Genomic DNA, 22,563 nt, shown 5'->3' on the forward strand with positions numbered 1-22,563 from the left:
TAACATCTTTTCTCTTATAAACTTAGGTACAATAGGGACGAAAGCTGGAATAGATGCAAGAATCATCTTTATGCGTATTTGCGCAAATACAAAGACTGGGTCCAATAAACTAGCCGTAGCAATATGCTCTGGATTATATCTGGCCAAATTCATTGTTGTCCAACCTTCTGTAGAAAATCCTGTATAATTACCTTCACAAAAAATAAATTCATCTTTAATATTGTAAACCCATTATCTTTGTTATTTGTTTGAAACGCTCCCCAATATCGATTTAAACAAAAACTCCCCTTAAATCAAAAATGATTACGGGGAGTCAGTTAAATATGATGAAGTTACAGTTCGGATTTCACTTGAACAGAAACATTGTTTTTAATTAAATTTTTGACGTCTTTAAAGGTAACAAAATTGTTACTTTGCTCATCCCAAAGACGGAAACGAATTGAACGCAAGCTTGTGGCAAGAGTAATCGTTGGTACATTTTTTAAAGGAAGCGTATTATTGTGTGCCTCTTCTAGTTTATAGTTAGGTACTCTTGGACTCAAATGGTGAACATGATGATATCCAATATTACCAGTTAGAAATTGCAGAATTTTCGGAAGTTTATAAAATGAACTTCCCTCCACTGCCGCTTTCACATATTCCCACTCTTTATCTTCTTCAAAATAAGAATCCTCGAATGTGTGCTGTACGTAAAACAGCCAAATACCTACTGAACCTGCTATTAAGAATATCGTACCATGTACTAAAAGAAACGATTGCCATCCGATTGCCCAGCAAAGTACCCCTACTAAAGCAACAATTAAAACATTCGTCAAATAAGTGTTCATGCGTTCTTTCTTTCTAGCACCTTTTCTGTTAAATCTATTTTTAAGAAGGAAAACATAAATCGGACCTAATCCAAACATAACCAACGGATTGCGATATAAACGATATGCTAAACGGCGTCTAAATGGTGCTGCTAAATATTCATTCACTGTAAGCGTCCAAATATCTCCTGTACCTCGCTTATCCAAATTACCACTTGTAGCGTGATGAACGGAATGCTCATGCCCCCATTGATCAAACGGGAATAAAGTTAAAACACCCATACATGTTCCTACTATTCTATTTACACGGCGACTTTTAAAAAAAGAATAATGGGTACAATCATGAAAAATAATGAAAATCCGTGTCATAAATCCAGCTGCTAACAGAGATGGAACCAATGCTAACCAATAAGAAACGGACAAACTTTTATAAGCAAGGTACCATAAGATAATAAATGGCACTACCGTATTGATGATTTGCCAAATACTTTTTTTTGCCGTTGATTTTTCAAAAGGAGCAACTTGTTTTTTTAAATTTTTAGTATTTTGTAAGGTCATTTTTCTAATTCCTTTCCTTTTTGTTGCTAATTCGTATTATAACACATTATTAGTAGTAGGTGTTATATGTAGGTATAATAAATATTTTATAATATAAAAATCTCTTTTTTCTTACTCATTCCTTACAAATTGCTTACGTCCAGAATAACTTCTATTAATGCTAGTCTCATTATCTTTTTACGAAGATTCGTCATTGGTGTTCCTCCAATAAGCTGTTTTCGACATCCTCAATGTAACATTCGTATGTAAACAAGGATTTTATTTTACATAACATTTACGTAAGCTTATATTTATTCTTTTTTATTATTAATTCTCCATTGTCACGAAACTAACAATAACCAGTTTTCTAAAACGATAAAAAACGAATAACATACACAATGAACGTAATGTTCACTTGTTGCAACTGATTTTACCGGAACTGGATCTATTTCATGAAACAAATCAAATTGCATTTTAAATAAAAAACTAGTCTATTTTGAAAACTTCCCTCACTTTTATTTAACTTTTATTCTATATAAAATGTAAAAATTTAATGTCCGTTTATTTAATTTCAAATCTATGATATATTCAAAATATTAATCACACAAAGTTAAGATTTAGAAAACAAGTTAAATTTATGAAAAAATACATTTTATTTTCATACTAAAATCACATAGTTTTTAGTATAGAAAGGAGATTCAAAATTTGAATAAGAATTTAACCAAAATTACATTAATAAGCGGTATCGCTCTTATACTTTATCATTTTTTCAAATGGTATTTAGTTGAATTCCTTACCCCATTCGTTATGCCATTTCTTTCAATAATAGTTCATGGATTGTTTTTCTTAATATTAATTTTCACAATCATACATCTTATCAAATACAAAAATTGGAAACCGTTAATTATTCAACTAATCATAGTAATTACTTGGATTTGTATACCATTTAATGAGATTTATATAAATTTAGATTTTATTATCTATAAAGAAGACCGTGAAAAAGTTATAGCACTTATAGAACATAAAGAGTTAACTCCTAATGTTCATTATGATAGTAGACAAATTCATTTACCTAAACAGTTTGCATCCACTTCCAAAAACGGTGGGGATGTAATTATTCAACAAAATAAAAATGGTATTTCTGTTTTCTTTTTTACTTATCGTGGTATATTAGATAATTTTTCAGGATTTATTTACACACCAAATGATACTAGACCAAACAAATACGACTTTAATAATGAATATAAAGAGATCACAAAAATAGAAAAAAGCTGGTATTATGTCACATCATATTAAAGAACACAAAAATTTTCTTTTAATTATATTAAAAACATACCGTATTTATAGAAAGAGAATGCTTGTATACTATATACTGATTTGTACTGTATTCCCTAATTAGGCCCGACACGAATTCTTGTCGTATTAGCTCATTCAAGGTGATGCAATTTTTTCACAAGCGATACATCTTTTTTATCATATACGTCGCTTTAACACCACTCAATATAGAGGTTGCTGTTTTAAATGACTCGAATCTTAACATAGGAGTAGCATCACACATCAATCAACTTAAGATTTTTCTCGTTTCGGATTATTTGTTTTTCTCAGCTTGATTGTGACAGGGTACTGCCAACAAAAAGTGATTTTCGTACGCTAAGCAATCTTCTATATAAAAAAGCCGATTTCCTGTAATCTAAAGGATAATCGGCTTTTTTATATTCATTTATTTGTAGTAGTTGAAGAAATTCTAAAGGTATAATCATATTAATTATTATCTATAAAATAATTCGCTTCTCAGTTTTAGAGTCGAAATAATGAACTTTATCCATATTCAAAACTAGATCTATATTTGATTGACTTTGCACATCTAAAGAAGTATCCACACGAGCTACAAAGGATTGACCATTAATGTTAGAATATAGATATGTTTCTGCCCCCATTAATTCTGCTACATCAATACACACCGTTACTTTTGCGTTATATGGTAACGCCTTGATTGCTTTTCCATAATAAAAATCTTCTGGACGTACTCCTATTATGATTTCTTTATTCGTATATCCGTTATTTCGCAAGCCTTTCATCTTCTCTTCTGGCACTTCAATTTTCCACTTATCAATCATAACTGCATTATCTGTTAATACTCCTTTGAAAAAATTCATTCCAGGAGAACCAATGAATCCGCCAACAAATACATTCTCTGGATTATCATACACTTCTTTCGGTGTACCGACTTGTTGTACAATCCCATCTTTTAGCACAACAAGACGAGTTGCCATCGTCATCGCTTCTATTTGATCGTGTGTAACGTACACGGTTGTTGTTTGCAGCTGCTTGTGTAATTTTGTAATCTCAGCACGCATTTGAACGCGTAGCTTCGCATCTAAGTTTGATAAAGGCTCGTCCATTAAAAATACTTTTGCATTTCGAACAATCGCTCGGCCCAAGGCAACACGCTGGCGCTGCCCACCTGAAAGTGCCTTTGGCTTTCGGCTTAAATACTGCTCAAGCCCAAGAATTTTTGCTGCATGTTGCACACGCTGGTCAATTTCTTCTTTACTGTATTTTCGTAGTTTTAATCCAAATGCCATGTTTTCATAAACACTCATATGCGGATACAGTGCATAGTTTTGAAACACCATTGCGATATCTCTATCTTTCGGCGAAATATCATTTACACGTTTTCCGTCAATATAAAAGTCGCCATCTGAAATCTCTTCAAGTCCTGCAATCATACGTAATGTTGTAGATTTCCCACACCCTGAAGGGCCAACCAAAACGATAAATTCTCCATCATTTACTTCTAGGTTAAAATCTTTTACGATTGTCACATCATGATCATATTTTTTGTAAATGTTTTTGAATGATAGTTGAGCCATAATATCCTCCTAGAATTTGAGCTATATTTATACATATTGTTAAAAATTATGATGACATGAATTATAAAATTTTCGAAATATCCTTCATACTGTCTAAAATATAATCTGCTTTTCCTTCTAAATCTTCTTTCCTACTCGCACCCGATAAGACGCCCACTACTTTAATATTACTATTTCTCGCAAATGTAACGTCTGTTAATGTATCACCTACCATAAGCACATCTTCTTCAGTTAGAGAAAATTTTTCTTTAAACATATGATAAAAATCACTTTCAGGTTTTGTTCTATTCACACCATCATCTGCACCTAAAAAATCTACGTAATCATATAACTCAGTCATTTTCAGAGAATGAATCGCTGCATCCACATCGTCTGCCGTAACAACCCCAATAATATATTCATTGTCTTTTAAATATCGTAACGTTTCCTTTGCACCTTCCACTTCTGTAAATACAAGATCGTCTGCTGTAGAGTACTTTTTGAATAAAAGACATACATCATGAATGAAATTCTCTTTATCCACATGTTGATTTTCTAACAACGAGTACCACGCAGCCGCAATAAAGTAATTTGTGCGACATGCTAGTAAACTCGTACTCTCAAAATCGTTGTCATTCATACCAATAATCGATAAGTAATCATCTCTTTTACTTTTTTCATTTGGATACGTTTGAAATATATCATCTAACACACGATGCACAATTTTGTACCAAACTGAATCTAACTGTATTAATGTTCCATCTTTATCAAAAATAATTGCTTTATTCACCTTTTATTCCCCCTATAACTTCATTCCATGTTTTCATATTTTTATTCTCAACTTTATTATGAATAGGATTAATAAACGCTACTAATTCGTCCTCTTCCCATCCCTCAACCCTAGCATACACCCCTTCATTTAATGAAAATTCAAAAGTTACGTTGCTGCCAGATTTTTGTTCAATTATTTTCCCATTTATTATTAGTCTCCACTCACACGGTTTGTCAGTAGAAATATTGTAAATAATGTTTCCTTTAGCCTCATCACCGACATAAATCGTTTCACCTTCGTTTTGAATATCTATCGCTAATTTTCTAAATCGAGAGAAATAAATCCGTCCCTTTTTGATTGCAAATTTTAAGTTTTTAATAGATAAACCATTACATAATACATATGTTCCTGGATCACCATAAATGGATGGGTCTTTTGATCCTGGGAATGTTTTAGACGGATGTAAATGAGAATCACTTCCTCCTATTCCCCAGATTTTAAGACCATTTGACCACATTTGATCGAAACAACGTAAAGCTTCTAAAGTAGATGATTTACTTTTTTTATAAGTTGGATCACACATAATTTCCATCGTATGAACATTTTCTAAGTTAATATTCACTTGGTTCGCCCAAGGCTTCATAAACGGATGATTCACACTCAATAAATAACCTTTTTCTTTCAAGAAAGAAAATAGTTCATTCATTGTTTCCGCGCTAAACGATTCATCTACATACTTTGTAAAATCAACGTATTCCTTTATCCCGAATATGTTGTAATGACCGTAAGGAGTTGTAAGTTCCATAGATGGTATAATTAATGTGTTTCCTTTTTGATACGATGGCATAACAATATTGTGTTCCGTCGCATATAAAAAATCTAATTCCTGTTTTTCACATACTGTCATTCCAAGTTCATCATCTATCTCGCCATCGGTTAAATCTGTGTGCTCATGAAATTCTCCTTTGTACCAGCGATATTCTTCATTTATTATCTTTTCATAATTGTATTCATCAATAAAAACATTTTCCTTGCAAAAGTGATCTCTATTATACTTTCGTTCCAATTGATCATTCACTACTATATTTACTGTATAGTTAACTTTTTCTCCGGTAAACTTTACTGCTTTCTTTGCACAATGCGGAATATAGACGACTTCTAATTCCCAATTACCTGACTGTATTTCTCCTCCACTACAACCAGCAGAGCAAAATATTGAATCTTTCGAAACGACTAGTTTTTCATTTGCAACTGGCGTTTGATATTGTATACGTACATAACCGTTAGGGTCTCGCAAGATTAATAAAAGCGGGATTTTCCGGCTGTCCCCTTGATCAATAATTAATGTGAAATTTTTAATATCAGTTTCATCCATTTGGAAACAATGTTTATTTTTTACGAATGGAGAGAGTGTTATCATACTTGTTATTTCGATCATCATTCTCACACCTTTTTACGTTTTAATGAAGGAATTTTAGAGGCACTTTCTTCGTTCAAAAGCACCTCATGTTGGTAATATTACTTCTTCTTTTTCAGAACTTTATCTAACTCTTCTTGCGCAACTTTAGCTGCTTCATCTAATGCTTTTTTCGCTGGAACTCCTTCAATCTCTACTTTATCTTTCGCCACATTTAAGGCGTCATTAATTTTACCGCCCGTTGGATCTACAAATGGTCCCACTCCATAATTGTTAGCTTGTTCTAATGGAACTAATGCTTGTGGTTGTTTTTTAACGAATTCAGCATATGGACCATACTCTGTTACATTGTTACGAACAGGGATATATCCTGTAGCCATGGACCATTCAGCCGTTTTCTCCGTACTTGTCGCAAACTTCATAAAGTCATACGCGCCTTTTGCTACTTCTGGATCAATGTTTCTCGTTAATGTGAATAAATATGTTTCTAGCTTTGGCGCTGGTTTATTATTACCCCAAGCAGGCTGAGGTAATGCTTCAAATGTGTTAAGGCGTTCTTCTTCCGTCATTCCTTTTCCTAATGATTTAAAAACAAATCCTTGATCACCAGATGATCCTGTAAATCCTAATGTTCTACCTTCAACTAAATCAATTACAGTTTTATCCCAATATTCCCATCCAGTACCACCTGAATGTATTTTCATAATTTTATCTTCATGTAGCCATGTACGGAATTTCTCCCATACCGAAACCCAAGTGTCATCGTTAATTAATACTTTTTTACCATCTTCGCTTAATACGTTTCCACCGGCACTGCGAACCGCATCAATTAAATTGGAAGTTCCCCACATCGGCATCCAGCCCGCATATGTCACATTTCCATTTTCACCACGTTTTGCGACTGTTTTTGCTACCTTTTCTACACCTTCCCACGTCTTTAAATCATCTTTTGTAAAGCCATTCTCCGCTAATGCTTTTTTATTGTAATAAAGAATTTGCGTTGTACCGTAGAATGGAATTCCATACAACTTCTCGTCAATTGTTGCTTGCTCCATAAACCCTTTTCCATAATCTTCTTTTTTGAAATTAGTATCATTTTTAACATATTCATCTATAGGTACGATTAACTGTTTTTTAGCATATTCTTGAATGACATCAGAACCTAGTAATGCAATTGCTTCTTGGTTATTCGCTGCAAATCCACTTTGTAACTTTTGATATGACTCATCGTAGCTACCCGTTTTTGTCGTTTTCACTACATATTTGTCCTGACTTTTATTGTATTCTTCCACAATCTTATCTACACGATTCGCAAGAGAGCCCCCTACTCCATTAATGAATGGAACAACAACCTTCTCTCCTTCTTTACTCGCTTTAACCGTACTTCCTTTTCCGCCTGAACAACCCGCAAGTGCACTAACAAACAATGTTATAACTGTTAGAAGCATGAATAGTTTTTTCATCCCACAAATCTCCCTTACTATTTAATTACCCCTTTATTCCTGAATCAGTAACACCTGATAAGAACCATTTTTGTAGAATCAAAAATACGATTAAGAGCGGCACTGTTGCGATTGTACTTGCAACCATAATGTGTGACCAATCTCGCCCTAAGGAACTATTAATGAAATAATCAGCAATTCCATTCGTAATTAACTTTTGCGTATTATCTTTCAATATAAGAGCCGGCCAGACGTAATTATTATAATTACCAATAAATGTGACCAATCCTAGTGTTACAAATGATGATCGTGTCATTGGAAAAATAATTTTCCAAAGAATACGCCAATCACTTGCTCCATCAATTTTGGCTGCTTCTACTATTTCAAAACCAACTTTGTGGAACGTTTGTTTTAAATAGAAAATACCGAATACGCTAACAGCCATAGAAATCATGTATCCAAAATGTGAATCAAGTAGCCCGAATTTCCCTAACATTACATATACAGGAACATACGAAACAGCTCCAGGAATCATATAGGTTGCCATCACGACACTAAATGTAATATTTTTACCTTTAAACTTGTAAAATGCTAACATATAAGCAAACAGTGCAGATGAAACAAGCACATATATAGTAATGATGAAAGATGTATAAAAACTATTAAATAAATATGTGTTAAATGGTAGTATGTCTAATACTTGTCGATAATTTTCCCAGTGAAATTCTTTAGGCCAAAAACCTCCTTGTAATACTTCACTAGATGTTTTAAACGAACCAAGTACCATCCATATGAACGGAAAAACAAATAGTATACTTGATAATGCTAAAAAGAGATGCTTTACAATTAATGGACCTTTTTTCATATTATTCACCTTAATAGTTCACCCACTTATCACCTATTATTTTGTTAATAACAGATAGTAAAATTGTAATGATTAGTATGATAAATGCGATTGCTGTTGCAGATCCCATATCAAACTGTTCAAACCCTTGTTGGAAGAATAAATACAGTAACGTACGCGTCGAACCACTAGGCCCACCTTGTGTTAAAATCTTTATTTGATCGTAAGCCTGCACCGAAGAAATTGTATTGACGACAACTAAGAAGAAAGTTGTTGATGAAACCATTGGCAGTGTTACATATCGAAATTTCTGCCATGCATTTGCCCCATCAATACTAGCTGCTTCATATAAACTATCTGGAACTTTTTCTAATGCACCGATATAGAAAATCATCGTCCAGCCAACTAATTTCCAAACCGTCATTATAATGACTGCTAACATCGCTGTTTGACTACTTTGAAGCCAGTCCAAACCTGGTATCCCGAAAAAGTTTAGCACTTTATTAATAACTCCAAATTGAGGTTCATATAAAAGTGACCACACAATGGATACAGCTATTGTTGGCGTTACCCAAGGTGAAAAGATCATTAATTGGTACAATGCGGAACCTTTAAATTTTTTTCGAAAGAATAATGCGAATCCTAAACCTAATGCTATCGTCGGAATGACTGTTCCAATTCCGAAATAAAACGTATTTAACAATGCTTGCATAAAAGAATCTTGTGTAAACAAATTGAAATAGTTTTCTAATCCAACAAAGTTAAAATCATTCGTCATAAAATCCCAATCAGTAAAACTAATACCTAAACTAATGAAATTCGGAATAATCCAAAACAATATTAGAGGTATTCCAACTGGTATTAAAAAGAACACAGCTTTTGATAGTTTTAATTGCATTCTTGCCACCCCCTAATTCATATTGTACGAGTATATTATTAACACAATGTTGTTAATTTGTTAACTAATTGTAAAAACAACAAATTAACAAAATAAAACAACATATAAACAAAAAAGACTATTTCTCAACTTACTAAGAAATAGCCTTCTTTTAGTTTTTCTATACTGTTATTACTTCAACCCCATTACTTGTTAGCATATTTTGCCACGATTCATCGAGCTTCGCATTCGTATATAACGCATCTATATCACTAAAACTTCCGCTTTTATAAAACTTTGTCAAATTAAACTTTGATTCATCAGCCATCATTACAACTTGTTTTGCATTATTCTTTAGCTGCTTAAATATTTGTGCATCTTCAATATACGAACATGTCAGTTCTTTTTCTAATGAAATACCATCACAAGAAGCAAATAATTTATTAACAGTGAAATGATCCAGATAGTTTAATGTCATTTCTCCAGACAATGCTAAGGAATTCGTATTCAATATTCCCCCTATGACTATTAACCTACAATCAAAGGAATCATACTGGTCTTTCAGCTCAATAATTTTATTTACAGCTGGTATCGAGTTTGTTAAAATTGTCAAATTCTTTTTATCGTATATGTAATCTAAAATTTGCATTGTGGTTGTCCCAATTTCAATTGCGATAATATCATTATCTTCTACGATTTTACTTGCTTCCATTGCAATTTTTCGTTTTTCTTCAATATTTTCAGATCGACGTTTATCAAAATGAAATTCTAGTGTTTGATCTTTCTTCTTAATTGCACCACCATGTATTTTCGTAAGCTGCCCTTCCTTGTGCAACATATCTAAATCTCTTCGTATCGTTTCTGTTGTAACATTTAATACCTTTGCTAAATCATTTACCATCACTCGGTTATACTTTTCTAATTCATCTAGTATGTGTTTTCTTCGTTCAAATTGTGTGTACGATTTCATTTCATTAACACCTCGTCAAATTACGCAAAATATTGATTTTCTAAAAACTCTTAATATACAAAAGGCTTAATCTTTACTTTTAACATAACATCATTTACAGAAATAAGGAACGATTATCTTCATGAAATTTCAAAATTAGTTTAACAATAAAAACAATATTAAAATAAATAAAAATTTATTGTTAAACGATAAATTTCATGTTAAATTTAATAGATAATTAATAAATGAGGTGCTTTATATGAAACAAGGATCAACACTCTTTTTAAAGACAGCTATTATCCTTATCGGTATTCCTGTTCTTGCTTTATGTATATTTTTAGTTCCTAACATAGGGAATTATGCAGCGGAATTGTACCCCGATATTGCATATATAAAATATCTTGTTTTACTTAATCTATATGCAACGGTTGTACCTTTTTATTTTGCTCTGTATCAAGCTTTTAAACTTGTAAGCTTCATTGACAAGGGGAACGCCTTCTCGAAATTATCTGTTAGAGCTTTAAAGAAGATAAAACACTGCGCAGTAACAATTAGTATATTATATGTAGTAGGCATGCCACTCTTCTATCTTGTGGCGGAGAGAGATGACGCACCTGGTATTATTATACTTGGGATGCTTCTAATCTTTGCTTCAATGGTTATCGCAGTCTTTGCTGCCGTTCTCCAAAGACTGTTAAAAGATGCGATAGATATAAAATCAGAAAATGATTTAACGGTCTGAGGTGAATAACATGGCAATAATAATTAATATTGATGTAATGTTAGCTAAAAGAAAAATGAGTGTAACTGAACTTTCAGAGAAAGTTGGAATTACAATGGCTAACCTTTCTATATTAAAAAATGGAAAAGCAAAAGCAATTAGAATTTCAACTTTAGATGCTATATGTAAAGCATTAGAATGCCAACCTGGGGATATTTTAGAATATCAATCTGAAGAAAGCGAATAAAAAGAGTCCTTCTTGTATGAAGGACTCTTTTTATTCAGTATTACGGCGCAAAACTAACTTGACCAGTCAAAACTAAAATAATCGCGATCATCCAAAATATAAAGAATGATGAGGACAGTATTAATGAAATAATAGCAATCCCCTTCTTCTCTGTTTTTTTCGTCATTGTGATTATTGAAAGTATAATACCTACACCTGTCAGAGCAATCGTTATATAATCTCCAACTATATTTCCTGCATTCGCTATCCTCGTCGGAGTTATAAAAACGAATAAAAAACACATAATTCCGATGAGCAAAGATACATAGCTTATTATGCTGTACTTCTTTTTGAGAACTATTTCTGTTTTCATAATTACCCACCCCTTTTATATAGCTATGAGTTCATACCAGCGCTAATAACCATAATTTGGTTAATGCAAAAAAACAGATACAGCGGAAACTTCCGCTGTATCTGTTTTTTATTTAATATATAAACCTGCTATTTCTTCTTTATCATTATAAGTAATGATAAAGGTCCGTTGTTCTTTACTATATTTCGCTACAAGAACAACAGTATATAAACCAGCTTTTTCTTCTGATAATCCCGTTTTCATTTTACTATCAAATTTATCATGTGCACTTCTTTATACTTCGCTTCATTTGCTGCGCTTGTAAAAGTAGAAGCTTTAATCAAGCCATTTATAAAGAAAACTCCCTATTTCTATCAATAACTACCTTAAAAAACTCAGAGTAATGCGATAAAGAATAGTCCGCTACATCACATTTATCTTGAAACATACATGTTGTAATACCTAATTCCTTCGCAGGCAATAGATCTAACTCTCTATCTCCAATTGCTAGATCAATATTGTGCTTTTTATGTAAATGATCATAAGCTAAAGAGCTCGGTTTTCGAGGGAAACCATCGTCAATTGTAACCATATCGATGAAGTATTTGTCCCATCCGTAATACTTTAAGATTTCCATAACTCCTGCCCTATGTTTATGTGTCATAATCACGTTTTTATGCGCAAATTTCAAAATCTCTTCGACATCTTCAAATGGTTTCATATCTTTTGGAGTAAACTGTTTCTTCAAAACTTTAATCTGTTCTTCCTGTTCATTTGAAATGTTGTAATATTGAATTGCGTGGGAATATGATATTTTTAAGTTTTTGTATATTTCTCGTTTATCTACTGCATCACCTAATATTTCAGAAAGCATCATTGTATATGCAGGATACGTATTAAATAACGTCCCATCAAAATCCCATAATATATTCATTTTATCCACCTTCTATTTTGTACTTACTTACATTGTTACATATTGCGTATTACGAAATCCGCCCTCTCCCTCGGCAATTCCTCTTCCAAATAATACTCCTCAGCTTTCCAATACCTACTTTGAAACTTTGGAAGGTTTTTCTGCGTTTCCTCACTCTCGCGAAGAAACCTTGTTTCTCTTGAACAATCTAAGTACACCATATAATAAAAGAAATTTCTCCATTCTTTTCGCTGCAGAAAAACACCTTCAACAATTATTACACCTACTAAAGGAAGGTGTATTTCTTTCATTTCACATGTGTCTGTTTCATCATGATAGAAAGGTACTTCTAATTTAATATCGCTTTGTAACTTTTGAAAAAAGTTTCGCAGTAACCAATCGATATCCCACTGAAGGTTGTAGTACTCATACCATTCTGCAAATCCAGTATTATATCGCTTGTTACGCTCGGTAATATGATCATCAATATGGAATATATGAAACGGGATTCCACTTTTCTTCATATCTTCTTCCAACTCTTTAACCAAAGTTGTTTTACCTGAACGACTTAGACCATCTACACCTAATATAAATCTCTCATCTTTATGTTCCTTAATAACTTTCATTATTTCACTTGTGCTCATTACTTTTCCCAATCTTCTTTTAATAATGAATAAACGACTGTGTCATGAGCAACATCATTTTGAATCATATATTTCCGAAGTAATCCTTCTTCCTGAAACCCTGCTTTTTTTAATAAATTACGGGAGGCTTCATTTTCTATATATACAACAGCGGCAATTCTTATAAAGTGCAAATTTTCAAATCCGTAAGCTAGCATTGCTTGCAGTGCTTCCGTTGCGTATCCTTGTCCCCAATATGTATCATCTAGCTCATAACCAATTTCAGCTCGTTTATGATGATTGTTAATTAAATGAAATCCACACGTACCGATTAATTGATCCGTACCTTTCTTCTCTATCCCCCAGCGAAATACACTTCCCTCTTCATTACGCTTTCTAAACGTTTGAATAGTCGTTTTCGCTTGTTCAATATTTTCGAAAGAATCCATCCCAAAATAACGAATAACGGATTCTTTTGAAAAATAATGGAACATTGTATCTGCATCTAACAGTGTAAGTTCTCTTAATAGTAAACGTTCTGTTTCTAATTTCGGAAACCCCATCCTCTTTATCTCCTTCTATTCTAATGAACTACAAATTTCAATATAATTACCGTCTGGATCAGCAATGTAAGCAATTGTTTGTCCCCACGGTTTCGTCATCGGTTCAACTAGCACCTTAACTCCCTGTTCTTTCAATTCCGTAATTGTTGCTGTTACATCCTCTACAACAAACCCTAATTCAAAATGAGAAGACTGTAATACCCCTTCAATAAGTGGTAATCCAGTTAACTCCTTTACATCCTCTCGCGTATTCATTGCTAAAATTGTAGATCCTGTTTCAAATTCGATATATGTACCGTGTTCAGCTCTTATTGGTAATTTTAAAATTTCTTTATAAAACTGAAGACATTGTTCAAACTTTTCTACATATAAAATAATGTATTTCATTTTTAAGTTCATAATTATTCCCCCTTTTACCTTCACCTCTAAAAATTCGACAAATGTTTTTAAAAACCTTGTACCTCATAGAGCCGAGCACAAAAAAATGAGGCCGATTTCTCGGCCCCCAGCTTATTGGCATAAAACAGGAGATTTGGTTTGGACATAACCAGTTCGTACTTTTATTATATTTTATTTTTTCTGTATTTTAAATGCATTAAACACCTAATTTTATTGAGAAAGTTTTTTACTTGCATAAAATCATACCGCTTAAGAAATGCTACAAATGGAGGTGTATACATATGGAACCAATGCTATGTCCAAGCTGTAAAACGAACCGTACTCGCTTTAATATTCTTGAGCAACAAGTAAAACCAGTCAAGTTAAATCCACAAACTGGTCAAGTAGAAGAAGAATACACAAATGAAACGATGAACGCTTTTCATATGGCTTATCAAGGACCTACTTACCGCGTCCAATGTGCTGTATGCGGGCTTGTTGAAAATCCAGAACAATTTATTAAACCGGCTCAAAATCAGTCTTTTTCTTAAACATTTTCCCTACCCCCTATCAATTTTCTATAGGGGGATTTTTTCGTTTTACGTAAGTAAGGTGGACAATTGCCGTTTAATCAAAGGTTCCTAATTCATCTACATGTCTACTATTCATACACCGTCATATATATTTCTGTTCCACACAAATATAGCGGCCCAATAGAATCAAAGAACAGCTAAGCCTTGCGACCCAAAGTAAGGAAAATTGGATGAAGAAACAACCTGCAACCTTACTAGACTACCATCACTTTGAATATTAAATGCTGACACTGTCCCCTGATTTCCGTTAAGGGTGTAAAAATGTCGTCCATCTTTACTCACTCCAACATCCATCGGAAGACCTGGTGCTGTCCCCGGCGGTGTACTAGTAATATGCCTTACTACTGACAGTACTCCATTGGGGGCAATCTGGTAGGTGGATATGGTGCCACTTAAAGTGTTCGTAGTATAGGCAAAACGTTCATCCTTCGTTGTTATAACCCAACAAGCAGTTTTATATCCGTTTTGTACAGAGCCGCTGATTACTTGAAGAGTACCGTCATTGCTCAATGAATAAGATGACAACGCATTTGAAACTGCTTCTGTAACTAAGAGAATTCCGGACGATAGAAAGTAAGCACCCAATGGGCCTTTACCGTAAGAATCATTAACAATTGGTCCTGTAACCGTACCATCTTTATTTACATGGAAGACACTGAGATGGTTTGATGTAAGCTCGGAGACAACGATTTTACTACCATCCGGGGTGAAGAGAACTTGCGCGGGCTGAGCATTAAAGGTACTGAGAGCATGAGTGGATTCTGGAATATGTGTAAGGTTTCCTTTATCATCTATGTGAAATCCAGTAATATTTGATGCAAAATTGTTTGCAGCACTACCTACATTGGACACGTAGAGAAGATTATCATACACACCAATGCTATTGGGCTGAGCACCTCCTGATGGCTTTACATCCACGAAAACTGGCACCCCGTTATCTGCTATGATAAAACTACTGATACTATGACTGCCTGCGTTAACTGCAAATAGGAAACGACCATCACGGGACAAAATGAGAGAACCTTGTGATGCTAGTGGATCTATACCATCGTTTGCCGTTTCTGTAGAAACTTCCTTTATACCAGTACCTCTTCCGTAAGTTCGGTAAGAACCCATAAAAGTGAGCATTCCATTCGTATCCATATGAAAAGCAACAATGTGATTCATTACTTCATTATTAGTCATCATGTATACCATACTCGCACGAGCACGAAAATAATTGTTCATTCTCTGCATTTTATGACTCTCCTCCCTTCATAATTTTATATGGTTCTTTTTTCATTTAAATTCCCATGCAAATGGAAATTGTTTTAGAAATATCTCTTACTCATCTCGTAGTTTCTTTAAGTGAAAACCTTATGCACTTCCCTATTATATTTTCAACTCCACACTCTTTTGGTAATATTTACATAAGAGAGGTGAAATAAATGATTTTAAATAAAAAGTTAATGATTCCATCTACATTTCTACTATTCACTTGTCACATAGTCATCTTTTACTTTTGGATTTTCGATTGGAAGAAGATAACAACTCCTTACGGTCTAGCTATATGGATTGTTTCTACTGTTTGCGGCTTTTTACTTTATTACCACTTTAAACATCAAAAATCTAATAAAATAGTATTAATCAGTGGTTCATTATTATTAATCGTTTCTTCATCATTTATGATTTTTTTAGGTATTATCACTGGTATTATCTTTGTAACTGTTAGTTCTATGCCTTAAATATATAGTTTTTTATTGTGTAAAAAAGAGTGAACAAAATAGAATTACATGAAAATTAAAGAAGATGATTCCGGAATCATCTTCTTTTAAAATCCAATCTTTATTATAATATTTCGCTTTTCAATTTCTTGATTTTCCATAAGAGTCTCGTAAAGAAATAAGCATACATACAACCTACAAGCCCTGTCATAACTTTCGCCCAAATTGGCACTCTTGATTCTGTTGAATTTAAAAATACGCTATACATTGAGGGTAATATAGTTATTGAAATCAATGCGAAAAATTGTAATAACTCCTTCATTTTTTGCACCTTCGTGTCCTTCTCTGAATATATGTCAGGTAACTCAATTCCCTCCTCTACTTCCTTACAAAAATAATTCCATCTTGTAAAACTTGTGACACGTTTCCAACCAGACATTTCATATATTTCAAAGTACTCTTGTTGTTTTTCTTTTGAATCCCTGTAAACCAATCTAAAATCCGCTTTATATATTATATCTTTTGGTTCTGTTTTCTTAAACGTATACATCAAATTATACCTTTGTAACGCCCAGCCTTTTTGATGCATTTTCCGTAAAAAAGCTTCTTCTTTTTCTAGACTCCATGCCATGAAAAATTTGAATACCTTTTTTGTCTTCATCTTTCATTCACTCCCCTAATATACTATTTCCATTTCTTACAGATCGCTGTAATCTATTGTACTCCAGTTCCAGTACTTCCCTCCCAAACGGCGTTAACTCATAACACTTTTTCCTATCGGTAGAGGCAACTTCAACAATTAATTTCTCTTTTAGTAACTTCGTCGTATTCCCATATAAAGTACCAGGACCGAGCTTTACTTCCCCATTTGTCATCTCTTCTACCATTTGCATAATTCCATATCCGTGCATAGGCTTCACTAATGACAACAGTATGTAATATGTCGCCTCTGTTAATGGAATATATTTTTGCGCTTTCCCATTCATTATAACTACCTCCGATACATCGACTTATGATATATCTACTTACGATACATCGTATATCGATATTGTATAATCATATTCCAAAATATGCAAGGGTAATTTAATAATTAAATATCTGTTTCTTCAAATTTAAAAATCATATCAATTTTCTGAATAATTTGTTAAAATATAGAAATACTAGCTCTTTTATTATGAAAGGAATGTTACATATGATTAATAAATTAAAAGAAAATATAGGATCTGTTTTTGTCGGTAAAGAAAATGTTATAGATCTATTACTCGTTTCATTGCTTGCTGACGGGCATGTGCTTCTGGAAGATGTGCCTGGCACCGGAAAAACATTACTTGCAAAAACAATTTCTAAAAGCATTGGTGGTAATTTTTCTCGTGTTCAATTTACCCCTGATGTACTTCCGAGTGATGTAACAGGTATTGAATATTTCAATCCAAAAACTAGTGAATTCGAATTAAGACTTGGACCAGTTATGACAAATATACTACTTGCAGATGAAATTAATCGCGCGATGCCGAGAACACAATCTAGTTTGTTAGAAGCTATGGAAGAACGACAAGTAACGCTTGAAAAGCAGTCTACTCCTCTTCCGAAACCGTTTTTTGTTATTGCGACGCAAAACCCAATTGAATCACAAGGAACTTTCCCTCTTCCAGATGCACAGCTTGATCGCTTTTTAATGACGATTTCAATTGGTTATCCGTCTCCTGAAGATGAATTAAAAATGATGCGACGTTTTCGCAACAATACACCGTTAGAAAGCGTCAAATCTGTTATTTCTTTAGAAGACATTTTAGGGGCACAGAAACAAGTGAAAGAAATATTCGTATCAGAGGCGCTAGAACACTACATTATTAAACTTGCTCACGCTACAAGAAATCACGATTACATCGCTAACGGTGTAAGTCCACGTGCCACATTGGCTTTAGTACGTGCAGTTCAAGCATTAGCCTTTTTACGCGGCAGAGAATATTGCACACCTGAAGATATACAATTTTTAGTTCCTTCCATTTGGAATCATCGTATCGTCTTGTCAATGGAAGGAGCTTTACGTACGACAAAAAATGAAATCATGCAAAGGATTTTAAAAGAAGTTGACGTACCTGTGGAGATTGAACACGCATGAATGGACAGCGCGTTGTAACTGTACCTTTATTTTTCCAACTTCATATTATTCAATTAACTGTTCCAGTCGCGTTGCTTTTCACATTCTTTTTCCCGCAACGAATGCTTATGTTTCTCTTTTTCTTTTATTATTTATTTGCTATTTTCATTTATAAATATGTCACTTTCATAGAGAAAAAGTTTCAAGTAATAAACGAGAAACAAACAACGCGGCTATTTCCTGATGAATCTGGACAGTTTTTTATTCATTTAAAAAATGGGGCAAGCATACCACTCGTAAACGGTGTTTGTTATTTTCATTTAAATTCATCTCTTATACCGCATAAGGATCAAGGGATTGAACAAATATCGAAAACGTTATTTTCTTTCCCATTTTCACAACCAGCTCATTCAGCACAAAAATGGGATTTAACATTAACCGCAACGAAGCGTGGTGTCTTTCAAATTGAACAGTTCGAATGTGTTTTAAAAGATCCTTTTCATCTTTTAACTATACATTTACCTGTTTTCGATAAGTTAAAGGCTGAAATTATTGTGTACCCTTCTCCTAAAGAAGTAGCCGGTTTACAAGAACTTCAGCAACTATTAACAGGTTCGTATCGAACGAATTTCTCTTTTTACAATGATGAAACATCTATTATCGGTGTAAAGCGCTACGAGCGTGAATCATTCCGCTCTATTCATTGGAAAGCATCCGCCAAAATGCAGGCGTTACAAGCGAAGCAATATGAACCTGTAAAGAATTATAGTTGGACGATTTGTCTTTCTTTAGCTGCTGATCGCGGATTCGGTTGGAAAGAAAATGTAGAAGACCTTATTTCATTTACAACATACATTTGTCAATTCGCAACGAAGCATCAAATACCGTTTGAATTATTTATTAGTGTATTAGCAGAAACTGGTGCATTGCATTTACCATTAAACGAAGGACAAACACATTACGGGAAGGCTTTGGAAGAATTAGCACGTATTTCAGATGATAGTACGTTACTTCCAAAACAAGGATTTCTTCACTATATAACGAGAAAAAGAGAGCGATCCTCTACAATGATATACATTGGTATGCAGAAGAATGATCTCCCTCTTCTCTCTCAGCCTACGTTTCTCATTAATAATGAAGGGATGGTGGAAAAGCTTGAAAACTTGGCTCTATCACGTTAATGACTTTATTCTACTCCTCCTTCTTTCATTATTAACAGAAAGCGATGAACTCATTGGTATTGCAATATTTTTAACAACAGGCTATGTAGGGGTATTTCTTATTCATAAATTAATGCAGAAAAAAACGACAGGATTTGTAATACTATTAGTTCTTCAAATAGTTGCTTTCTCTATATTTTTACCTTTTTCTCTTTTTGGCACAATCATGTTACCACTATTTTTCTTTATCGTGCACGCGGTCGGACCTGGATATCCAGTTCAAAAATCTCTAGGTGGCATTGTATGGTTTGTCGTTTCAGCTATATTTTATGCACCCTTTCCACCTCTATGGAAACTATTAATGTTAGCCTTGCATCTTATGATTACATTTTGGCTAACCGGGGCAAATCGAAAACAACAACTATTACGTTTTGCTTCTATCATTACGATTGGTGTAATGAGTCTATTAATTGTTCAAGTTTTTCCTTTTATTCGACTTATGTTTGGTTTTTTGACGGAATTTATCGCATTAGGAGTCGGCTATGCTTTAATGCCATTAATTAAAGCAGCGGAATTAAAGGATACTGAAGGTGTTTGGGCAAATAAAGGACATCTCTTAAAACCACGAATTGAAGACGGGAAAAAACTTCCTGATTTTGACCCAATACTCATAAATACCGCTACAATAATAGTCTGTACAGTCATCGCTATTTATGTCGTAAGGAAAATAATAAAAAATCGAAAATATTTAAGTTTACCAAATATACCTATCTTCGAATCTACTATCATTACTGATAAAGAAGGAATAGGTCAAAAACGCTTCAAACGAAATAAACCACCAAATAACGAAATTCGGAAAGAAATTTTCAAACTCGAGAGTAAACTATCCCCCCCTTTAAACCGAGAACGAGGAGAAACGGTTGAGGCTTGGTTAGAAAGAATAAACCTTGAAGAAGGTGCAAATATTCAGAGTCATATTATTATAGATGCCTATAATACAGTACGGTATTCAAATGGTGAAAACACTGTGCTTTTACATGAATTTAAGGAAGAGGTTTATAAGCTTTATGCGTATCAGAAGAGTTTGAAGAAGAAGAGAAAATGATGTATACAAAAAGACTCCTATTAAACTAGGAGTCTTTTTGTGTAAAAGTCCACGTTGCTTTTCACAAATTATGCTTTTTTTCCTGCTTCAATTTCTAAAGATTCTTCATGCCACCAAAGTGTTTCTTCAGGATCCTCTTTAGCAATTTGATGTGCTTCTTTTTTCGATTCTACAGTAGGGTAAGAACCTTTTAGTGCACGTCCTGATGTTGTGACAAATAGTACACTAAATACAATTAATCCAATTACACTTACACCTGTTAAATAAAATGCTGGTGCCAGTGGATTACCAGTAACATGAACTAAGTATGAACATACGAGCGGTGTCGTCCCGCCAAATATAGATACAGAAATATTAAAGGAGATAGAAAGTGCACGATAACGTACATCGGTGAAAAAGAGTGCTGGTAATAACGAAGGCAATGTTCCTTCATATACACTAAGGAAGAAACCTAAGACGAAAATACCCGCAAACATGGCTACAATATGTCCGTTACCAATTAATAAAAATGCTGGAATTGAACATAATGCTAAACCAAGTAAACCAATTTGTACTACGCGTTTATTACCTACTTTATCACTTAATTTACCGAAATAAAGTGCCAGTGGAATCATAAGTGCCATCGTAATTGAAATGATTAATAAGCCAGTTGTTTCTTTGACTTTTAATACTTGTGTTAAATAAGAAGGAATATACGAAAGGATCATATAGTTTGTAATGTTAAAGAAGGCAACAATTACTGTGCTTAATAAGAAGTCTTTTTTGTGATATTTTAATATATCCATAAATGAAAATTGTTCGTTTTCTTCAAATTCCTCTTGTGCTTTTTCCATCTCTTCAAAGATTGGGGATTCATCTAAATGACGTCGTAAATATAAACCGACCAAACCAATTGGTGCAGCAATTAAGAAAGGAATACGCCATCCCCAGCTGAGCATTTGCTCATCTGTTAATAATAAGGTTAAAATGGTAACAATTACCGAGGCAGCAATGTAACCTGAGAGTGTTCCAATTTCAAGACCACTACCGAGTATACCACGCTTTTTATCTGGGGAAGATTCTGCGATATAAACCATTGCTCCTGAATATTCGCCGCCTGTAGAGAAGCCTTGAATCATTCGAGCAATTAAAAGTAGTATTGGTGCCCATACACCAATTTGTTCATAGGTTGGTAGTAATGCGATGAATAATGTAGAAAGTGCCATTAAAATAATAGTTGTACTTAAAACAATCTTTCGGCCATACTTATCTCCTATTCTACCAAAGAAAATACCTCCGATTGGTCGAACTAGAAAGGCCGCTGCAAATGTACCGAATGTAAGTACAAGTTGCAATCCACTATTATCAACACCTGAGAAGAATAATTGACTTAAAATTACCGCTAAATACGCATATAATCCGAAGTCAAACCACTCCATTGCATTCCCAATGCCAGTAGCAACAACTGCTTTCCGCGCTTGTTTAGGATTGACAATATTAACGTCTTGAGGTTCAAAATTTAAATCATTATTTTGTTGCATATAGTAAAACAGCTCCTTATTTAATTTAACTTCTTTAAGCACACCTTCTCTTACTAGAATAAATTCAATACGAAGCACTTAAGGAAAAGCAACGTCTCCTTATCTGTTA

Annotated in this window: 25 protein-coding genes and 3 pseudogenes; 8 read left to right on the forward strand and 20 right to left on the reverse strand. The window is 33.7% G+C overall.

The window, feature by feature from the left end; all coding sequences use genetic code 11:
• Both BAU27_RS29405 and desA read right to left on the reverse strand, forming a co-directional pair.
• Nucleotides 1–174: pseudogene (locus BAU27_RS29405) on the reverse strand (alpha/beta fold hydrolase); the annotation flags it as partial.
• Between the two features lie 158 nt (nt 175–332).
• The gene (desA, locus tag BAU27_RS29410) at nt 333–1,364 is read right to left on the reverse strand and encodes a Delta(5) desaturase DesA (protein WP_071746362.1); all 1,032 of its coding nucleotides are present in this window, start codon (nt 1,362–1,364) and stop codon (nt 333–335) included.
• 684 nt (nt 1,365–2,048) lie between these two features.
• On the opposite strand from desA, the gene BAU27_RS29415 reads away from it, so the two are divergent.
• Complete coding sequence (locus BAU27_RS29415; protein ID WP_071772901.1) at nt 2,049–2,639, forward strand: hypothetical protein; 591 nt, start codon at nt 2,049–2,051, stop codon at nt 2,637–2,639.
• Between the two features lie 169 nt (nt 2,640–2,808).
• Here the strand turns inward: BAU27_RS29415 and BAU27_RS33655 are convergent.
• From BAU27_RS33655 to BAU27_RS29450, 8 genes and pseudogenes are all read right to left on the reverse strand, one after another.
• Nucleotides 2,809–2,883, reverse strand: a pseudogene (locus BAU27_RS33655) (IS6 family transposase); the annotation flags it as partial.
• 232 nt (nt 2,884–3,115) lie between these two features.
• Nucleotides 3,116–4,216 (reverse strand): ABC transporter ATP-binding protein, encoded by a 1,101-nt coding sequence (locus BAU27_RS29420; protein WP_071772902.1) that lies wholly within the window; start codon nt 4,214–4,216, stop codon nt 3,116–3,118.
• A 61-nt stretch (nt 4,217–4,277) separates the two neighbouring features.
• Nucleotides 4,278–4,985: an HAD family hydrolase gene (locus BAU27_RS29425; protein WP_071772903.1), complete on the reverse strand. Its 708-nt coding sequence runs from the start codon at nt 4,983–4,985 to the stop codon at nt 4,278–4,280.
• On the reverse strand, nt 4,978–6,405 hold the full coding sequence (locus BAU27_RS29430) for a CehA/McbA family metallohydrolase (RefSeq protein ID WP_071772904.1): 1,428 nt from the start codon (nt 6,403–6,405) through the stop codon (nt 4,978–4,980). Before BAU27_RS29430 ends, BAU27_RS29425 begins: the two co-directional genes overlap by 8 nt.
• A gap of 80 nt (nt 6,406–6,485) precedes the next feature.
• On the reverse strand, nt 6,486–7,847 hold the full coding sequence (locus BAU27_RS29435; protein ID WP_071772905.1) for an extracellular solute-binding protein: 1,362 nt from the start codon (nt 7,845–7,847) through the stop codon (nt 6,486–6,488).
• A 25-nt stretch (nt 7,848–7,872) separates the two neighbouring features.
• The gene (locus BAU27_RS29440) at nt 7,873–8,691 is read right to left on the reverse strand and encodes a carbohydrate ABC transporter permease (protein ID WP_002200098.1); all 819 of its coding nucleotides are present in this window, start codon (nt 8,689–8,691) and stop codon (nt 7,873–7,875) included.
• Between the two features lie 10 nt (nt 8,692–8,701).
• Complete coding sequence (locus BAU27_RS29445; RefSeq protein WP_071772906.1) at nt 8,702–9,568, reverse strand: carbohydrate ABC transporter permease; 867 nt, start codon at nt 9,566–9,568, stop codon at nt 8,702–8,704.
• A 160-nt stretch (nt 9,569–9,728) separates the two neighbouring features.
• Entirely contained in the window at nt 9,729–10,517 is a 789-nt protein-coding gene (locus BAU27_RS29450; RefSeq protein WP_071746369.1) for a DeoR/GlpR family DNA-binding transcription regulator, read from the reverse strand.
• 238 nt (nt 10,518–10,755) lie between these two features.
• Between BAU27_RS29450 and BAU27_RS29455 the strand changes: the two genes are divergently transcribed.
• Complete coding sequence (locus BAU27_RS29455; protein WP_071772907.1) at nt 10,756–11,238, forward strand: DUF2975 domain-containing protein; 483 nt, start codon at nt 10,756–10,758, stop codon at nt 11,236–11,238.
• A gap of 10 nt (nt 11,239–11,248) precedes the next feature.
• The gene (locus BAU27_RS29460; RefSeq protein ID WP_071772908.1) at nt 11,249–11,464 is read left to right on the forward strand and encodes a helix-turn-helix domain-containing protein; all 216 of its coding nucleotides are present in this window, start codon (nt 11,249–11,251) and stop codon (nt 11,462–11,464) included.
• 40 nt (nt 11,465–11,504) lie between these two features.
• On the opposite strand, the gene BAU27_RS29465 is transcribed toward BAU27_RS29460, so the two are convergent.
• The 6 genes and pseudogenes from BAU27_RS29465 to BAU27_RS29485 all read right to left on the reverse strand — a co-directional run bounded on the left by BAU27_RS29465 (nt 11,505) and on the right by BAU27_RS29485 (nt 14,293).
• A complete protein-coding gene (locus BAU27_RS29465) occupies nt 11,505–11,816 on the reverse strand; it encodes a hypothetical protein (RefSeq protein ID WP_071746371.1) in 312 nt (103 codons plus the stop codon).
• Nucleotides 11,817–11,924: 108 nt separating this feature from the next.
• Nucleotides 11,925–12,133 (reverse strand): annotated as a pseudogene (locus BAU27_RS31505) (DUF3887 domain-containing protein); the annotation flags it as partial.
• A gap of 11 nt (nt 12,134–12,144) precedes the next feature.
• Nucleotides 12,145–12,729, reverse strand: a complete 585-nt coding sequence (locus BAU27_RS29470) for an HAD-IA family hydrolase (protein WP_071746372.1) — start codon at nt 12,727–12,729, stop codon at nt 12,145–12,147.
• A 35-nt stretch (nt 12,730–12,764) separates the two neighbouring features.
• The gene (locus BAU27_RS29475) at nt 12,765–13,352 is read right to left on the reverse strand and encodes a kinase (RefSeq protein WP_071746373.1); all 588 of its coding nucleotides are present in this window, start codon (nt 13,350–13,352) and stop codon (nt 12,765–12,767) included.
• Nucleotides 13,352–13,894, reverse strand: coding sequence for a GNAT family N-acetyltransferase (locus tag BAU27_RS29480; protein ID WP_071772909.1), 543 nt, complete (start codon nt 13,892–13,894; stop codon nt 13,352–13,354). The genes BAU27_RS29475 and BAU27_RS29480 overlap by 1 nt, the downstream gene beginning before the upstream one ends.
• Nucleotides 13,895–13,909: 15 nt before the next feature.
• Nucleotides 13,910–14,293, reverse strand: a complete 384-nt coding sequence (locus tag BAU27_RS29485) for a VOC family protein (protein WP_071772910.1) — start codon at nt 14,291–14,293, stop codon at nt 13,910–13,912.
• 281 nt (nt 14,294–14,574) lie between these two features.
• Between BAU27_RS29485 and BAU27_RS29490 the strand changes: the two genes are divergently transcribed.
• Nucleotides 14,575–14,823: a hypothetical protein gene (locus tag BAU27_RS29490; protein ID WP_000433610.1), complete on the forward strand. Its 249-nt coding sequence runs from the start codon at nt 14,575–14,577 to the stop codon at nt 14,821–14,823.
• A gap of 168 nt (nt 14,824–14,991) precedes the next feature.
• On the opposite strand, the gene BAU27_RS29495 is transcribed toward BAU27_RS29490, so the two are convergent.
• Nucleotides 14,992–16,101: a lactonase family protein gene (locus BAU27_RS29495; RefSeq protein WP_071772911.1), complete on the reverse strand. Its 1,110-nt coding sequence runs from the start codon at nt 16,099–16,101 to the stop codon at nt 14,992–14,994.
• Nucleotides 16,102–16,292: 191 nt separating this feature from the next.
• Between BAU27_RS29495 and BAU27_RS29500 the strand changes: the two genes are divergently transcribed.
• The gene (locus BAU27_RS29500; RefSeq protein WP_071772912.1) at nt 16,293–16,589 is read left to right on the forward strand and encodes a hypothetical protein; all 297 of its coding nucleotides are present in this window, start codon (nt 16,293–16,295) and stop codon (nt 16,587–16,589) included.
• Nucleotides 16,590–16,692: 103 nt separating this feature from the next.
• Here the strand turns inward: BAU27_RS29500 and BAU27_RS29505 are convergent, their stop codons facing one another.
• Nucleotides 16,693–17,229 carry a DUF2812 domain-containing protein gene (locus BAU27_RS29505; protein WP_071772913.1) on the reverse strand — a complete coding sequence of 179 codons (537 nt, stop codon included), beginning with the start codon at nt 17,227–17,229 and terminating at the stop codon, nt 16,693–16,695.
• Between the two features lie 7 nt (nt 17,230–17,236).
• On the reverse strand, nt 17,237–17,554 hold the full coding sequence (locus BAU27_RS29510; RefSeq protein ID WP_001013435.1) for a PadR family transcriptional regulator: 318 nt from the start codon (nt 17,552–17,554) through the stop codon (nt 17,237–17,239).
• A gap of 206 nt (nt 17,555–17,760) precedes the next feature.
• On the opposite strand from BAU27_RS29510, the gene BAU27_RS29515 reads away from it, so the two are divergent.
• Genes BAU27_RS29515 through BAU27_RS29525 form a run of 3 tightly spaced genes read left to right on the forward strand, consistent with a single transcriptional unit; the run spans nt 17,761 to nt 20,934 of the window.
• A complete protein-coding gene (locus tag BAU27_RS29515; protein ID WP_071772914.1) occupies nt 17,761–18,690 on the forward strand; it encodes an AAA family ATPase in 930 nt (309 codons plus the stop codon).
• Nucleotides 18,687–19,850, forward strand: coding sequence for a DUF58 domain-containing protein (locus tag BAU27_RS29520; protein ID WP_071772915.1), 1,164 nt, complete (start codon nt 18,687–18,689; stop codon nt 19,848–19,850). The genes BAU27_RS29515 and BAU27_RS29520 overlap by 4 nt, the downstream gene beginning before the upstream one ends.
• A complete protein-coding gene (locus BAU27_RS29525; RefSeq protein WP_071772916.1) occupies nt 19,825–20,934 on the forward strand; it encodes a DUF4018 domain-containing protein in 1,110 nt (369 codons plus the stop codon). Before BAU27_RS29520 ends, BAU27_RS29525 begins: the two co-directional genes overlap by 26 nt.
• A gap of 68 nt (nt 20,935–21,002) precedes the next feature.
• Here the strand turns inward: BAU27_RS29525 and BAU27_RS29530 are convergent, their stop codons facing one another.
• Nucleotides 21,003–22,454 (reverse strand): MFS transporter, encoded by a 1,452-nt coding sequence (locus BAU27_RS29530; RefSeq protein WP_071772992.1) that lies wholly within the window; start codon nt 22,452–22,454, stop codon nt 21,003–21,005.
• Between the last annotated feature and the right edge of the window lie 109 nt (nt 22,455–22,563).

The organism is Bacillus sp. NH11B (genome assembly GCF_001884205.1).
GTDB lineage: Bacteria > Bacillota > Bacilli > Bacillales > Bacillaceae_G > Bacillus_A > Bacillus_A proteolyticus.